This is a genomic window from Nocardia sp. NPDC055053, from assembly GCF_053608285.1.
The window spans coordinates 1-14504 of the sequence record NZ_JBSGVD010000069.1 but is presented as its reverse complement, the minus strand read 5'-3'; the positions used below and the strand labels follow the sequence as shown (position 1 = coordinate 14504).

Sequence of the window (14504 nt, the reverse complement as noted above, 5' to 3'; positions counted from 1 at the left end):
TGTCCCGCCGATGAGAGGCCGTTGCTTGCTCCTTCGTCGCTTGCGCAACGGCCTCTCATCGGCGGGACGGCCGCGAACCGGCCACTGCGTGGCCGGACCCTCCTCGAGGTCGGGTCGTGCGGGGCTGGGAGTGCGGTCATGGCGGACTTACGTTGTGGCGCGGGGACGGGAGTGCGGTAGGTCGCGACTTCGGGGTGCGCTCGGCGGGTCGGGTTGACCGGGTGGCGGTGCAAGGTACCGTGCACTCGGTTTCGCCGGGTCTGCTGTGCTCGTGCGGTGGTCTCGGCTTGTCGACGAGTCGAGGGTGGTTGTGATGCGTGGGGTTTCGGCCTGGCGGCGGGCGGCTGCTGTGGCAGTGCTGTCGACAGGTGTGGGGGTGTGCGCGCCGATGACGCCGGCGCACGCGGACGCGCCGGGAACAGTAATCGCGGTGATTCCGCAGGCCGACGGGTTCCACGGGATGTCCGGCGCACAGGTGATCGACTACTGGACCCAGGGTGTCGGCGGTGTGCCGCAACCGGCCAGCGGCGCTCTCTATTTGCCGGAAGGTGACGCCCCTGCCGGTGGCTGGCCGGTGATCGCGTATGACCACGGCACCACCGGACTCGGCGCGGGCTGCGGCGGGCAATCGGATCCGGCGGGTGCGCCGTGGCCGGAATCGCAAGCGGCGCAAGACGAGTTCCTGCGGCATCTGGTGGCGCAGGGCTATGCCGTCGTCGCGCCGGACTACCTGGGGCTCGGGCGGTTCGACACCGGACCGCACCCGTATCTCGGCATCGACACCGAGGCCACCGCCACGCTGGATCTGCTGCGCGCGGCGCGGTCCGTGCGGTCGGATCTGTCGCCGGTGTGGGTGGCGGCGGGGATGTCGCAGGGCGGACAGGCCGCGCTCGGCACCGGGCACCGGCAGGCGAGCTACGCGCCGGAGCTGGACTTTCGCGGCACCATCGCCGTCGACCCGGAATCGGATGTCGAGGAGGTAGCACCCCTGCTCGGGCCGGGCAACCCCGATCGCGTCAGCGGCGGCATCCTCGGCTTCTCGGTGAGCATTCTGGCCGGACTGCGCGCGGCCCGGCCGGACGCGCAGGTCGACAACTACCTCACTCCGCTCGGCCGCCAGGTCATCGACGAGATCGGCACGCTGTGCCAGGACGCGATCGACGATCGGGTCGCGGATCTGACCCTGGGACAACTACTCTCGCGTTCCCTCTCCGAGGAACCGCTGCGCTCGGTCATGGCCGACTACATGACCGTCCCGACCAGCGGTTACGACGCGCCGATCCTGTTGCTGGTCAATGCCACCGACCGCACGGTGCCCTCGCCCCTGCACGCCGCGCTGGCCGCCCAATTCACCGCCAACGGCGTGAACTACACGCCCGTCGTCGGCACCGGCAAACATTGCGAGCTCAACCCCGCGATGATCGCCGCGATCGATGAATTCCTGGCCCGAGCGCGCTGACCACATCCTGCGCGCTCCGTCGCAGGTCATAAATCGATGTCCAGGCAACCGATCGGCGAACTGTACGCTCGTCCAGTTACGTGAAGCCGATCGGCCCGAAAGGTGACCTTTGATGCCGAAGACCATGAGCCGTACTGCGATCGCGGCCGCCATCACCGCTGCCGCGCTGGTGACCGCCACCTACGCCCCCGCCTCGGCGGAACCGGGCAGCGTGCTCGCCACCGAATCGCGGCCCGACGGCTGGCACGGTCAGGCCCGTGGCTCGGTGATCGAGTACACGACCACCGATTCGGCGGGCGCCGAGCGTCCGGCCAGCGGCGCGCTGTTCCTGCCCGAGGGTAGGGCGCCTGCCACCGGTTGGCCGGTCGTCGCCTACGACCACGGCACCCTGGGTTCCGGCCGCGGCTGCGGCGGGCAGGCGGACCCCGGGCTGGCGCCGCTGCCGGTCAACCGCGCCGCCGAGGACCAACTGATCGCGCGCCTGGTCGACCAGGGCTACGCCGTCGTCGCCCCGGACTATCTGGGCCTCGGCCGCTTCGACACCGGCCCGCACCCGTACCTCGAGGTCCGCAGCGAGGCGACCGCCACCATCGACCTCGTGCGCGCCGCCAGGGCGGCCAACCCCGGCCTCTCGCGCACCTGGACCGCCGTCGGCGCCTCGCAGGGCGGGCACGCCGCGCTGAGCACCGCGCACGTGCAGCAGAGCTACGCGCCCGAGCTCGACTTCCGCGGCATCGTCGCCGTCGACCCCGCCTCCGACGTGGAGAAGGTACTGCCGCTGCTCGGCCCCGGCTTCCCGGAGATGGAGGGCACCGCGGGACTGACCGGCTTCACCGTGAGCATCCTGGCGGGCCTGCGCGCTACCCATCCCGAGGCCCAGGTCGACTCCTATCTCACCCCGAAGGGCAAGGAGATCCTCGACGCCGCGGGTGGGCAGTGCATCGACGCTATCGTCGCGAACGTCAAGGGCCTCGGGTTCGGTGACCTGTTCGCCCGCCCGCTGTCGGACGGTCCGCTGCGGACCGCGCTGACCGAGTACATGACCGTGCCGACCAGTGGGTACGACGCGCCGATCCTGTTGCTGATCAACGCGACCGACACGATCGTGCCGTCGCCACTGCACGCCGCGCTGGTCGCGCAGTTCGCAGCGGGTGGGGTCGACTTCCAGACGGTGACCGGATTCGGTCAGCACACCGTGCTCAGCCGGCAGATGTGGAACGCGCTCGACGGGTTCGTCGCGCGGGTCAACACCGCACCACCGCTGCGTTGACCGCCGAATAACCAAGGGGTGCAACAGATTTGGGTGACTGCTCGATGTACCAGGCCGAACCGCCGCTGATCTGTACACTCGTCCAGGAAGTGTCGCCTGGTGGAGAGCTGGATCCGTTGCCGAAGACCCCGATACGTGCCGCGATCGTCGCAGCCGTCACCGCGAGCGCGCTGCTCGCCGCAGGTTTCGCCCCCGCGTCGGCACAAGCGCCGGGCGCGATCATCTCGGTGCGGTCCGAACCCGACGGCTGGCACGGGATGGCCCGCGGGTCGGTCGTCGAGTACTGGATGACCGACTCGGCGGGCACCCTGCGCCCGGCCAGCGGCGCGCTGTTCCTGCCCGAAGGCGACGCGCCCGTCACCGGCTGGCCGATCCTCGCCTACGACCACGGCACCTCGGGCTCGGGTCCAGGCTGCGGCGGCCAGGCCGACCCGGAGCTGGCGCCGCTGCCCCTGCACCGCGGCGCCGAGGACGCGTTCATCAAGCGGTTCGTCGACCAGGGCTATGCCGTCGTCGCCCCCGACTACCTCGGCCTCGGCCGTTTCGATACCGGTCCGCATCCCTACCTGGAGGTGCGCAGCGAGGCCACCGCCACCATCGACCTGGTCCGTGCCGCCCGCGCCGCCGACCCCGACCTGTCGCGCACCTGGAGCGTGCTCGGCATCTCGCAGGGCGGGCACGCGGCGCTGAGCACCGCGCACGTGCAGCAGAGCTACGCGCCCGAGCTGGACTTCCGCGGGACCGTCGCCGTCGACGCGGCTTCCGATGTGGAGAAGGTGCTGCCGTTCATCGGTCCCGAGCTGCCGGAGATCCCGGTGCTGTCCTCGGCCACCTCGTTCGTGGTCAGCATCCTGGCCGGGCTGCGCGCCACCCATCCCGAGGCCGACGTGGACTCCTACCTGACGCCGCTGGGACGCTCGCTCGTCGACGCGGCGGGCGACCGGTGCCTGGACGAGATCATCGCCTCGGCGAAAGGCCTGTGGGCGCGTGATCTGCTTGCGCGCCCGCTCGCCGGGCTGCGCGACGTGCTCGCCGCCTACATGACCCTGCCGACCAGCGGATACGACGCGCCGATCCTGCTGACCATGAACGTCACCGACACGATCGTGCCGTCCCCGCTGCACGCGGCGCTGGTCGCGCAGCTCGCGGCCAACGGCGTCGACCAGCAGGTTGTTCCCGGAAACGGGCAGCACGGTTCGATCTCGCCGGAGCAGCGCGCGGCGATCGACGCCTTCCTCGACCGTGTCCACACCGCCCCGCCACAGCGCTGAGCTGCTCGATCGGCCGGGTTGGTAGGTTCTAGCGGTGCCCGAACCAGAGATTCCCGCGCGCGGTAGCGCCGCACTGCTCGGTCCCGCCGAGGTGCGGACGCTGGCCGAGCGTTTCGGCGTCCGGCCGACCAAGCAGCTCGGGCAGAACTTCGTGCACGACGGCAATACGGTGCGCCGCATCGTCGCCGCGGCAGGCGTCGGCGCCGAGGACACTGTGCTCGAGGTCGGGCCGGGCCTCGGCTCGCTGACCCTGGCGCTGCTCGATGTGGTCGACCGGGTGGTCGCGGTCGAGATCGACCCGGTGCTGGCCAAGTATCTGCCCGAGACCGTCGCCGATCGGGCCCCCGGCCTGGCCGACCGCCTGCAGGTGGTCGAGGCCGACGCCCTGCGGGTGCGCCCCGACCAGCTGCCCGCCGCGCCGACGGCGCTGGTGGCGAACCTGCCGTACAACGTCGCCGTCCCGGTGCTGTTGCACCTGCTCGCCGTGCTGCCGAGCATCACGGTGTCGCTGGTGATGGTGCAGGCCGAGGTGGCCGACCGGCTCGCCGCCGAACCGGGGAGCCGGGTGTACGGCGTGCCGAGTGTCAAGGCCGGTTTCTTCGGCAAGGTGCGCCGGGCGGGCGCGGTGGGCACGCAGGTGTTCTGGCCGGTGCCGCGCGTCGAGTCGGGCCTGGTTCGCGTCGATCGCTACGTCGAGCCGCCGTGGCCGATGGACGAGGCGCATCGCCGTCGCGTGTTCGAGGTGATCGATGCCGCGTTCGCGCAGCGCCGAAAGACCTTGCGCGCGGCCCTGTCCGGCTGGGCAGGCTCACCCGCGGAGGCGGAGCGCAGGCTGGTGGCGGCGGGAATCGATCCGACCGCGCGGGGCGAGACGCTGGATACGGCGGCTTTCGTCCGCCTGGCGGCGCAGAGCTGAATCGCGGGTTCCCGCAGGGGAACCCGCAGTACACCGGCTGTTCATCGGACCTCGGAATCACGGCCTGTGAAAGCAATTGTGGACAACCGGTTTTCGCCGGCGCCGGAGTTGATCATGGTCTGTGGGCCGCGTACCCGGTAGCGGGTGAATATCCGCACCGTCGCGCCCGGTGGCACGGATGTGGATGACGCTGTGGATGATTCGCGGCGCCCGCGCGGCGGATGAACCGCTGGTGAACGCGCGTGCGGCCCGCGCCGAGAGCGCGGGCCGCAGATGACTTCGCGGTGGTGTCGTCAGCGTGCGAGCTCGTAGCCCGCCTCGTCGACAGCGGCCGCGACATCGGTCTCGGACAGCTCGTTCGCGCTGTCGACACGGACGAGGCCGCTCGCGAGGTCGACGTCGACGCTGGTGACACCGTCGATCTTGCCGATCTCCTGCTTGACCGAACTCACGCAGTGTCCGCAGGTCATCCCCGTGACGGTGTAGGTGGTGGTGGCCATGGCCGACTCCTTCGCTGTTCGATCATACGGTCCTGGGGTATGTCCCCGGCACGAATGAACATACCCCCCATGGGTACCGTGTGCAACCCCGTCTCGTGCCCCTGTGCGCGGGATCGCCGTCCGGGGCGAGATTCGGCATGCGTACTCGTCGGTGTAACCGGTTACGCTTGGTGATCGTGCTGTCAGTTGTGCCCAGCCCGGTCGTCGTGCGTGCGCCTTCGAAGGTGAACCTGCATCTCGGAGTCGGTGATCTGCGTCCGGACGGTTATCACGATCTGACCACTGTCTTCCAGGCGCTGTCGCTGTCCGACGAGCTCGAACTCGCCCCGTCGGCCTCGCTGTCCGTGCGGGTCAGCGGCGAGAGCGCCGCCGAGGTACCCACCGACCGGACCAACCTGGTCTGGAAGGCCGCGGTGCGGCTGGCGCATCTGGCCGGGCGCGCGCCCCTGGTGGAGATCGCGATCGCCAAGGGTATTCCGGTGGCGGGCGGCATGGCGGGCGGCAGCGCCGACGCGGCCGCGACGTTGGTGGGCCTGAACGAACTGTGGGACCTCGGCCTCGGCCGCGACGAGCTCACCGCGGTGGCCGCCGAACTAGGCAGCGATGTGCCGTTCGCCCTGCACGGCGGCACCGCGCTCGGCACCGGCCGCGGCGAACGGCTGCTCCCGGTGTTGTCGCGCAATTCGTTTCACTGGGTGCTCGCGCTCGCCAAGGACGGCCTGTCCACCCCGTCGGTGTTCCGCGAACTCGACCGGCTGCGCGCCGAGGGCGATCCGCCGCGCCTGGGTGACCCGCAGAAACTCATGCAGGCGCTGGCCGCGGGGGATCCGCACACCCTGGCGCCGCTGCTCGGCAACGACCTGCAAGCCGCGGCGCTGTCGCTGAAGCCCGAACTGCGGCGCACGCTGCGGGCCGGTGTCGGCGCGGGCGCGCTCGCTGGTCTGGTGTCGGGGTCAGGGCCCACCTGCGCGTTCCTTTGCGAGACCGAAGAGACCGCGATCGCGGTGGCGGCCGAACTGGCCGGTGCCGGGGTGTGCCGCAGCGTGCGCACCGCGAGCGGGCCGGTGCCCGGGGCACGTGTGCTCGACCCCGAGGCGCACAGCAAGCGCACACCGTAACCACCGAGCCTGGCCAGAGCCGCGGGGAACGGCCGGCGCCAGATCCTCTACGATCCGTATCAACAGATCTCGTACGAACATGGGTAACTCATCGGGGACGGGCTGACGGGTCCAGCAATCCCCCGTCGGCCGCCGACGCGCCGTAACACCGCACCTATGTCTGGCCAAAAGTCGCGGAGAGGCGGAAATGCCCAACCTGATCAACCTCGAACAGGTCTCCAAGAGCTTCGGCGTCAAGCCTCTGTTGGACGACGTCTCGCTCGGTGTGCACGCGGGAGAGCGGATCGGGGTGGTCGGTCTCAACGGTGGCGGTAAGACGACGCTGCTCGAGGTGCTGACCGGGTTGGAGGCCCCCGACAGCGGCCGGGTGAGCCGCGTCGGTGGTCTGCGGATGGCCGTGGTCACCCAGCGTGGCGTGCTGCCCGACGGCGCCACTATCGGCTCCATCGTGCTCGCCGGCCTGTCCGACGACCTGTCGACCGTCGACATCGCCGAACACGAGTGGGCCGCCGACGCCCGCATCCGCTCGGTGCTCGAGGGCATCGGCATCGCCGACCTCGGCCTCGACACCCCGGTCACCAACCTGTCCGGCGGCGAACGCCGTCGCGTCGCGCTGGCCGCCGCGCTGGTGCGCGACCTCGACCTGCTCGTGCTCGACGAGCCGACCAACCACCTCGACATCGAGGGCGTGCAGTGGCTGGCGCGGCACCTGGTGGACCGGCGCACCGCACTCGTCGTCGTCACCCACGATCGCTGGTTCCTCGACACCGTCGCCACCCGCACCTGGGAGGTCGTCGGCGGCAAGGTCGAGACCTACGAGGGCGGCTACGGCGACTGGATCTTCGCCCGCGCCGAACGCGCCCGCCAGGCCGACGCCACCGAGTCCCGCCGCCAGAACCTGGCCCGCAAGGAACTGGCCTGGCTGCGCCGCGGCGCCAAGGCCCGCACCTCCAAGCCGCGCTACCGCGTCGAGGCCGCCGAGGCGCTGATCGCCGACGTGCCGCCGCCGCGCGACTCGGTGTCGCTGGCCGCGTTCGCGCGCAAGCGCCTCGGCCGCGTGGTGATCGAACTCGAGGACGCCACCCTCACCACCCCCGACGGCCGCGAACTGGTCGGCGACCTGACCTGGCGGCTCGCGCCGGGTGAGCGCGTCGGTCTGGTCGGTGTCAACGGCTCGGGCAAGACCACCCTGCTGCGCGCGCTCGCCGGTGACGCCGAACCCGCCACGGGCAAGCGCATCCAGGGCCAGACCGTGCAGATCGGCTGGCTGCGCCAGGAACTCGACGACCTGCCCACCGATATGCGGGTGCTCGAGGCCGTCCAGCAGATCGCCCAGCGAATCATGCTCGGCGACAAGGAGATCTCGGCGGGCCAGCTGGCCGAACGGCTCGGGTTCACCCCCGCCCGCCAGCGCACCCCGGTCGGCGACCTCTCCGGTGGCGAACGCCGCCGCCTGCAGCTGACCCGCATCCTGATGGCCGAACCGAACGTCCTGCTGCTCGACGAGCCGACCAACGACCTCGACATCGACACCCTGCAGCAGCTCGAAGACCTGCTCGACAACTGGGCGGGCACGCTCGTGGTCATCAGCCACGACCGCTACCTGGTCGAGCGCATCTGCGATTCCACCTGGGCCCTGTTCGGCGACGGCAAACTCACCAACCTGCCCGGCGGCATCGACCAGTACCTCACCAAGCGCGCCACTCTGGCCACCGCCGCGAAGCCGGCCACCGCGAAACCGGCCGCGGCGACCACGGATTCGGCCGACCGCCGCGCCGCCCGCAAGGAACTGTCCCGCCTCGAGCGCACTATCGCCAAACTCGACGAGCGCGAACGGAAACTCCACGACGCCTTCGGTGACGCCGCCACCGACCCGGACAAGCTGGTGAAACTGGGCGCCGAGCTCAAAGAGGTTGTCGCCGAAAAGGAAGCGGCCGAGGAGCGCTGGATGGAGCTTGCCGAGCTGGCCGAGAACTAGGTCGCGGTCTCTCGGCCGTCGCTGATAACGACGGGCAGGCAGGTCTGGACGAAATCCGCGCCGAATTCGGTGAGCAGGATGCTGCGGTAGCTCACCTTGGTGCCGAACCCGCGCTTCATGGCGTCGCGGACCTGCTCCTGCGCCTCGATGAGCTGGTAGCGGCTGGGATTGCCGACCGGTTCGCGGGTGAACTCGATGAGTCCGAGCCTGCGCAGGTTGGGCAGGTACTGCGGGACACGGTTCGGGAAGCGCAGGCCGGCGTGCTCGCCGATCAGGGTCAGGCCGCTGATCAGGCGTTCGCCGCCGAACGCGCGCTGTCGGCCGGTACGCACGTCGAGCGCGGGCTGCGGCCCGTCGACGTGCATGAACCGCAGGATTCGTGCCTCGTCCGGGGTGATCTCGGCGAGGATGCCGGGGTAGGCGGGGTGCGTATCCGGCTGGGACGCTTGGGTGCTGGCGGACAGGCGCAGCAGTTTGGCGCCCTGTTCGCGCAGGGTCGGCGTGCCGGGGTCGCTGTCGTGCTCGCCGGCGGTCGGCAGGCCGAGCGCGTGCCGGAGCCGGTCGCGCACCTCGCCTTCGGCCTCGGCGAGGACTTCCTTGGGCGGGTTACCTGCGATGCTGCCGCGCAGGACGGTGACGGTCACCCCGAGCGCGGTGTCGAGGGTCCACAGCGTCATGCCCGAGGCCGCGGTGAGCGCGACCCGCGCGACACCGGTCGCGGCCCGCACAGTGCGCACCGGCGAGACGGGCAGCACGCCGCGCCTGTCGCCGGTGGTTTCGATCGGCGGTACCGGCCGTCGCACCAGCTCGGTGGACGGGGTCCCGTCGTCTACATCCATGTCGTCGCTACTCCTGTTCCGAAGACCAGGATGTGAGCGTATCCGGCGAGCAGCCCCAGCGCGCCGCCATGGACAAAAAGCAACCATTCGTCCTGTTTGATGGCCGAACGCAGCATGTCCACGAAGTCATGCGGGGAAAGTGCGGACATTTGCCGGGCGATGTATTCGTTGACCTGCCTGCCCTGTTGGACGTTGAACGCGGGATCGGCGAAGGCCATCGGCGCGATCGTCATGGCCTCGGCGGTGATCGTGGACTGCAGCGAATCGTATTCGCGGCTGCCGAGCATGAATTTCACCGCGGGCCTCGCCGGGCCGAGCGCGCGATCGGCGGCCGGGCGCAGGGTGTCCTCGAGCATCTGCAGGGTGCGGTCCGAGCGCGGACCGTTGAGCAGTTCGTCGCCGATATTGGCGACGGTGACGACCTCGGTGGAGACGAGTTCGGCGTAGCCCGCGGTGATCTCGGGCTGACGCTTGATCAGCAGGCCCTGCCGCCACGGGCACCACCACTTGGGCAGCGCGGGCGCGAAGATCATGTTGATGCCGACCCAGTTCACCACCCAGCCGATGACGATGCCGCCGATCGGGAGCACGATCAGCGGCGAGAGGCCGGTGGTGTGCAGCGCGAGGACCAGCAGCAGGCCGCAGGGCGCGCCGAAGTAGAAGCCGAAGTTCTGCATGAACCGCAGTTCCTTGGCGCCGAGCACCTGGAACAGCTGGTTGAGCAGTTGCGGGCGGGCCTGGAAGTAGCGGATGACCATCTGCTTCACGTCGAGCAGTTGATCGATGTTGGTGCCGAGCTCGATGGTGAGTTCGCGCAGGATCTCCGGTAGCTGCGAGCGCACCCGCTGATGCACCATCTCGCGCACCTGGGTGGGCAGGTTGTACCAGAGCTGGGGGTGCTCACGACGCAGGATCACCTCGACGATGTCGCTGATCTGCGCGTCGGCGACATCGGCCAGATGTTCGGCCAGCTTCTCCGGATCGAGCTCGCGGTAGAAGTCGGAGACACTGCCCAGTTTGGACAGCCCCTTGTCGACGGCGATGCTGGCCATCTTGTCGGCGCGCGAGGGCACGATGCCCTGCCAGCCGATCCGGCCGTCGTAGCTGAGCAGCGGCAATACCTGGATCCGCTTGGGCAGGTACGGGAAGACCGCGCGTAGGCCCGGCAGCTTGACGCCATAGAACTTGATCGGCTGGAACAGCATCAAAATGCCGGTCCAGTTGGTGATGTAACCGATGATTCCTGTGAAAAGAGGAATGGTCACAATCTCGAGCAGGAGTGTCGGGTGTAACCCGAACACACTCTCCAACAACGACACCCTCCTGCCGTAATCCGGTGACCACCTCCTTCACCGGCAAACCAAAATTAGCACCCCCATGGCGAGGTGACCCTACTGTGAGTTGCGGAACTGGGTCCATTCGTCGTGCCCCAGGCCACAGGGTAGTGTCTGAGACATCAGTCACAGAACCTGTCCCGAATGCCGTACTCGCCCTGGCGAGTCGGAACAATGAGCACCACCACAGTTGGTGACAGGCCACAATCGGCGCGTTCAGGGGGCGCGCTGCGTACGCACTGTGCCTGAAGCGTGGTCGGGCAATAATCTGTGAGCGAGAAGTTCACATGGCGAGACTTCGGAGTAGGACGTGACAGACGACAGGACCGGACAGGACCTGGCCCGTGCCGGTACCCGCGCCGTCGAGCGCAGCTCGGATGTCGAGCAGCGACAGATCAGCAACGAAGCCCGGTTGATCCGGGGCGTGTTCCGCGCCGCGGGTCTGGCCGCAGGCACCGCGGTGCGCGGCAGCCAGTGGGCCGTCGGCACCACCTACGAGGTGACCAAGGAACTGGCCCAGGCGGCCCTGGACGGCGAGTCCTCGGCCGATATCGCGGAGCGCACCGGTAACGCGCTGCGCTCCATCGCGCGCAGCGCGCTCGGCGTCACCGAGGGGTCGGTGCGCGAGATCGTCAGCTATGTGCCGACGCCCAACGGGTCGACCCAGCAGGCCATCACCGTCGGCCCGTACCTGCGCTCGGCCAGCACCGAGGACCTGCGCCGCCGCGGCGACGCACTGCTTGCCCGCTCGGCCGACGTGTACTTCACCGAGGACGTGCACCCGGCCTACGACCGCATCCTCGACGAGATCGCGCCCGACGAGGCCCGCATCCTGCGGTTCATGGCCCTCAACGGTCCGCAGCCCTCGGTCGACGTGCGCACCAACCGGCCGCTCGGCATCGGCTCCGAGCTGGTCCAGGGTGACCTGACCTCGGTGCCGGAGCAGGCAGGCGTGCGCTACCCGGACCGGGCCCGCTCCTACCTGATCAACCTCAACCGCCTCGGCCTGACGTTCACCTCCGAGGACCCGGTCGTGCTGAGCCGCTACATGGTGCTCGAAGTGCAGCCGGTGGTCGAGGAAGCGCTCAAGAAGGCGGGCCGCGCGCCCAAGATCGTGCGCAAGAGCCTGCGCCTGTCGGAGTTCGGCGAGGACTTCTGCCGCACCTGCTTCACCATCGGGTAGCTGAGACAGCGCGGGGCGCCGGCGCCGGAGGTCACGCTCCGGTGTCGGCAGTGATAGCGATCTGATACAGATCGGGCACTGCGCGCGTTTCAGTGGGATCGTGGAGAGATGGAGCAGGGGTCCGGATCACCGAACGACGTGCGGGTCGACGATCCTGTCGCGCCCACATGGGTGCGGCCGGGTCCGTTGCTACCCGGAGGCGACGAACCACTGGTCGCCGGGCCGGAGACGGGGGAGGACCGGATGGCCGAGGAGTTGCCCGAGGAGGCGGCCGAGGAGCAGCCGGAACCGTTCGTGCGGCCACCCGATCATCCCGACGACCTCATCGCGCTCAGCAGGCTCAAGTTCCGCTACCTGCGCGCGCTGGACACCAAGTCCTGGGACGAGTTTGCCGACACGCTGATCCCCGAGGCGACCGCGACCTACAGCGAATACCTGCAGTTCGAGTCGCGTGAGGCCTTCCTGGCCTTCCTGCGCAACACCCTCGGACCGCACGTCATCACCGAGCACCGCTGCGATCATCCGGAGATCGATGTCGACGGCGACACCGCGACCGGCACCTGGTACCTCGCCGATACGGTGATCATCCCCGAACACAACATGTGCCTGCGCGGTGCCGCCTTCTACACCGATCGCTACGTCCGCTGCGACGACGGGCACTGGCGCATCGCGCACACCGGCTACGAGCGCACCTACGAAGTGGTGCTCTCGCTCAGCGATCTGCCCAGCCTGCGCCTGACCGCGAGCCGCTGGGGAATGATCGCGCAGGAGAACCACATCTCCTCGGTGGAACGCAACCCCGGACCGGCCGCTTAGGGCCGACTCAGACAGTTGACCAGTTAGTCCGCGGCCGCGACGAGCGGTTCCAGCGTGAGCTTCGGGTGTTCCTTCTCGATGTACTGCAGCCGCCATTTGTCGCTGAACAGGGCCAGGATCGCGCCGTCGGTGCGGGTGAACACCTCGACACCGCGCTGGCGATCCAGTTCCGGCGCCGACTCGGCGTCGGTGCGCCGGGCCAGGGTGAAGGGCAGGAAATCCAGCTGGGTTTCCACATTGAACTCCGCCTGCATGCGGGCGGTGACCACCTCGAACTGCATCGGGCCGACCGCGGCGAGCACCGGCGAGGCGTCACCGCGGGCGTCGTTGCGCAGCACCTGGACAACGCCCTCGGAGTCGAGCTGGTCGATGGCCTTGCGGAACTGCTTGTACTTGCCCGCGCTCTGCGCGCGCAGCGTCGCGAAATGCTCGGGGGCGAAGCTCGGGATCGGCGGGAACTCCACCTTCTTGTCCACGAACAGGGTGTGACCCGGCGCGAGCGCGGTCGCGTTCACCAGGCCGACCACGTCACCGGGGTAGGCGGTGTCGACGGTGGTGCGCTCGCGGCCGAACACCGTCAGCGCGTACTTGGTGGCGAACGGGCGACCGGTCTGCGCGTGCGTCACGACCATGCCGCGCTCGAACTCGCCCGACACGATCCGCATGAACGCCAGCCGGTCCCGGTGCGCCGTGTCCATGCCGGCCTGCACCTTGAACACCACCGCGCTGAACGGATCACCGGTCTCGCGGTCCTTGCCTGCGACATCGGCCCGCGCGCCCGGTGCGGGCGCCAGCGCGACCAGCGTCTCCAGCAGCTGGCGCACACCGAAGTTCAGCATCGCCGACGCGTAGATCACCGGCGAGGTCTGCCCGGCAAGGAACAGCTCCTGGTCGTGGTCCTGTCCGGTGGCCGAGAGCAGTTCGCTCTCCTCGGCCGCTGTCGTCCAGGCTTCGCCCTCGCGGGCCTCGGCTTCGGCGGATGTCAGCGATTCCTCCGGCGCGATCGTCGCGCCACCGGCGGTGCGGGTGAAGTGGATGTACTCGCTCGCCTCGCCCTCGGGACCGCGGCGCAGCAGGCCGCGGAAGTCACCGGCGATGCCGACCGGCAGGAACAGCGGGGTGGGAGTGAGGCCGATCCGCTCGCTGATCTCGTCGAGCAGCTCCAGCGGCGCCTGGCCGGGGCGGTCCCACTTGTTGATGACGGTGATGACCGGGATACCGCGATGGCGGCAGACCTGGAACAGCTTCAGCGTCTGCGGCTCGAGGCCCTTGGCGGCGTCGATCAGCATGACCGCGGCGTCGACCGCGGTGAGCACGCGGTAGGTGTCCTCGGAGAAGTCGGAGTGGCCGGGGGTGTCGACCAGGTTGATGACATTGTCGACATCGGACCCGGCGGCACGGTAGTTGAACTGCAGCGCGGTCGAGCTCACCGAGATGCCGCGCGCCTTCTCCATCTCCATCCAGTCCGACACGGTCGACTTGCGGCCAGCCTTACCGTGGATCGCGCCCGCCTCCGAGATCATCCTGGCGTGCAGCGCCAGCGCCTCGGTCAGCGTCGACTTACCCGCGTCGGGGTGCGAGATCACGGCGAACGTGCGGCGGCGCGCGACCTCGGCGGGTAGTCCGCGCGGGGTGGGGGCGGCGCTATCTCCGGACTCGGTCAACGCAGAACCTTTCGCAGTGGTCGGCAAATTCTATTGGAGCGCTGGCGCGCTCGAGGTCGCGGCCCCTCCTGTCCCGCCGGTCAGGCACCGTTGCTTGCTCCTTCGTCGCCTACGCCACCCCCCCAGAACCGCGGGGCGGCCCCCACCCCCCCGGCC

12 protein-coding genes are annotated in these 14504 nt (G+C 69.5%); 8 read left to right on the top strand and 4 right to left on the bottom strand.

Annotated elements, in window-relative coordinates:
• Window positions 1-313: 313 nt before the first annotated feature.
• The 4 genes from ACWF82_RS33755 to rsmA all read left to right on the top strand — a co-directional run bounded on the left by ACWF82_RS33755 (window position 314) and on the right by rsmA (window position 4916).
• Window positions 314-1459, top strand: a complete 1146-nt coding sequence (locus ACWF82_RS33755; RefSeq protein ID WP_452507623.1) for an alpha/beta fold hydrolase — start codon at window positions 314-316, stop codon at window positions 1457-1459.
• Window positions 1460-1571: 112 nt separating this feature from the next.
• Window positions 1572-2729: a lipase family protein gene (locus ACWF82_RS33750; RefSeq protein WP_452507622.1), complete on the top strand. Its 1158-nt coding sequence runs from the start codon at window positions 1572-1574 to the stop codon at window positions 2727-2729.
• 116 nt (window positions 2730-2845) lie between these two features.
• Window positions 2846-4000, top strand: coding sequence for an alpha/beta fold hydrolase (locus ACWF82_RS33745; RefSeq protein ID WP_452507625.1), 1155 nt, complete (start codon window positions 2846-2848; stop codon window positions 3998-4000).
• Between the two features lie 34 nt (window positions 4001-4034).
• On the top strand, window positions 4035-4916 hold the full coding sequence (gene rsmA / locus ACWF82_RS33740) for a 16S rRNA (adenine(1518)-N(6)/adenine(1519)-N(6))-dimethyltransferase RsmA (protein WP_452507621.1): 882 nt from the start codon (window positions 4035-4037) through the stop codon (window positions 4914-4916).
• Window positions 4917-5209: 293 nt separating this feature from the next.
• Here the strand turns inward: rsmA and ACWF82_RS33735 are convergent, their stop codons facing one another.
• Window positions 5210-5416 (bottom strand): heavy-metal-associated domain-containing protein, encoded by a 207-nt coding sequence (locus tag ACWF82_RS33735; protein WP_452507620.1) that lies wholly within the window; start codon window positions 5414-5416, stop codon window positions 5210-5212.
• Between the two features lie 176 nt (window positions 5417-5592).
• Between ACWF82_RS33735 and ACWF82_RS33730 the strand changes: the two genes are divergently transcribed.
• Both ACWF82_RS33730 and ACWF82_RS33725 read left to right on the top strand, forming a co-directional pair.
• Entirely contained in the window at window positions 5593-6534 is a 942-nt protein-coding gene (locus ACWF82_RS33730) for a 4-(cytidine 5'-diphospho)-2-C-methyl-D-erythritol kinase (protein WP_452507619.1), read from the top strand.
• Between the two features lie 187 nt (window positions 6535-6721).
• A complete protein-coding gene (locus tag ACWF82_RS33725) occupies window positions 6722-8512 on the top strand; it encodes an ABC-F family ATP-binding cassette domain-containing protein (RefSeq protein WP_452507618.1) in 1791 nt (596 codons plus the stop codon).
• Here the strand turns inward: ACWF82_RS33725 and ACWF82_RS33720 are convergent.
• Together ACWF82_RS33720 and ACWF82_RS33715 are read right to left on the bottom strand one after the other, a co-directional pair.
• Window positions 8509-9351, bottom strand: a complete 843-nt coding sequence (locus ACWF82_RS33720; protein WP_452507617.1) for an Abi-alpha family protein — start codon at window positions 9349-9351, stop codon at window positions 8509-8511. The genes ACWF82_RS33725 and ACWF82_RS33720 overlap by 4 nt on opposite strands.
• The gene (locus ACWF82_RS33715) at window positions 9342-10616 is read right to left on the bottom strand and encodes a hypothetical protein (RefSeq protein WP_452507616.1); all 1275 of its coding nucleotides are present in this window, start codon (window positions 10614-10616) and stop codon (window positions 9342-9344) included. The genes ACWF82_RS33720 and ACWF82_RS33715 overlap by 10 nt, the downstream gene beginning before the upstream one ends.
• 379 nt (window positions 10617-10995) lie before the next feature.
• Here ACWF82_RS33715 and ACWF82_RS33710 point away from each other — a divergent pair, with 379 nt between their 5' ends.
• Both ACWF82_RS33710 and ACWF82_RS33705 read left to right on the top strand, forming a co-directional pair.
• Entirely contained in the window at window positions 10996-11868 is an 873-nt protein-coding gene (locus ACWF82_RS33710) for an Abi-alpha family protein (RefSeq protein WP_308248403.1), read from the top strand.
• A gap of 294 nt (window positions 11869-12162) precedes the next feature.
• Entirely contained in the window at window positions 12163-12684 is a 522-nt protein-coding gene (locus ACWF82_RS33705) for a nuclear transport factor 2 family protein (RefSeq protein ID WP_452507624.1), read from the top strand.
• 23 nt (window positions 12685-12707) lie between these two features.
• On the opposite strand, the gene ACWF82_RS33700 is transcribed toward ACWF82_RS33705, so the two are convergent.
• Window positions 12708-14348 (bottom strand): peptide chain release factor 3, encoded by a 1641-nt coding sequence (locus ACWF82_RS33700; protein ID WP_452507615.1) that lies wholly within the window; start codon window positions 14346-14348, stop codon window positions 12708-12710.
• Window positions 14349-14504 lie beyond the last annotated feature (156 nt).

Coding starts and splice junctions, on each gene's coding strand:
- ACWF82_RS33755 (WP_452507623.1), top strand. CDS start 314: ATGCGTGGGGTTTCGGCCTGGCGGCGGGCGGCTGCTGTGGCAGTGCTG.
- ACWF82_RS33750 (WP_452507622.1), top strand. CDS start 1,572: ATGCCGAAGACCATGAGCCGTACTGCGATCGCGGCCGCCATCACCGCT.
- ACWF82_RS33735 (WP_452507620.1), bottom strand. CDS start 5,416: ATGGCCACCACCACCTACACCGTCACGGGGATGACCTGCGGACACTGC.
- ACWF82_RS33725 (WP_452507618.1), top strand. CDS start 6,722: ATGCCCAACCTGATCAACCTCGAACAGGTCTCCAAGAGCTTCGGCGTC.
- ACWF82_RS33720 (WP_452507617.1), bottom strand. CDS start 9,351: ATGGATGTAGACGACGGGACCCCGTCCACCGAGCTGGTGCGACGGCCG.